Genomic DNA, 770 nt, shown 5'->3' with positions numbered 1-770 from the left:
ACTTGACGCACATCAGCTGCTTGGAATCGTTTGATTTTCAGACATCAACCTCAAACTCTAAATTTATCGACCAATATTGGCCACTATTCTTATTTGTTTATCGTCCGGTATTTCGTTGTAGGACAATACATTCAATCCGGGAATAGAGTGGCGAATAAAGCGAGAAATCCAACTTCTCAAACCTGCTTGAACAACAAGAATCGCTGCATCACCTGTCATTTCCTGTCTTTGTGTCGCTTCTTGCAAGTTCTTGTGCATATTTTCTGCCAGACCTGGTTCCAGACTGGCTCCACCTTCACCGGATGCCTGTAAAGTTTTTAGCAATATCTGTTCCAGTTCTGGATCCAGTGTAATGATAGGGAGATCTGTACGTGTACCATTAATATGCTGAATGATGGAATGACTGAGCGACATACGGGTTGCTGCCGTGATCGCTTCCGGATCGGGATTACGGGCGGCCTGCTCTGATATGGATTCAGTAATGGTACGTATATCACGCACAGGAATATTCTCTTCCAGCAAATTCTGCAGAACCTTCTGTACCGTGCCAAGTGGTACTGTATCTGGCACCAGCCCCTCAACCAGTTTAGGCGCAGACTTGGCCAGGTTATCAAGTAAATGTTGAACCTCTTCACGGCCAAGCAGATCATGAGCATGATTGTTGAGAATCTTACTCAGATGAGTCGCAATGACCGTATCTACATCTACCACGGTATAACCTTGTGCTTGTGCATATTCACGCTGCCCAGTCTCAATCCAGATAGCGTCTA

General features: G+C 45.2%; 1 protein-coding gene. It reads right to left on the bottom strand.

The features are described from left to right. Positions 1 to 63: 63 nt before the first annotated feature. The coding region (locus tag B4K20_RS03780; protein WP_289281940.1) for an FHIPEP family type III secretion protein at positions 64 to 770 on the bottom strand (707 nt) is incomplete at its 5' end.

The organism is Methylophaga sp. UBA5088 (genome assembly GCF_002414625.1).
Taxonomy (GTDB): Bacteria; Pseudomonadota; Gammaproteobacteria; order Nitrosococcales; family Methylophagaceae; genus Methylophaga; species Methylophaga marina.
The sequence above is the reverse complement of the archived record's forward strand: the minus strand, read 5'-3'. Positions and strand labels throughout refer to the sequence as shown.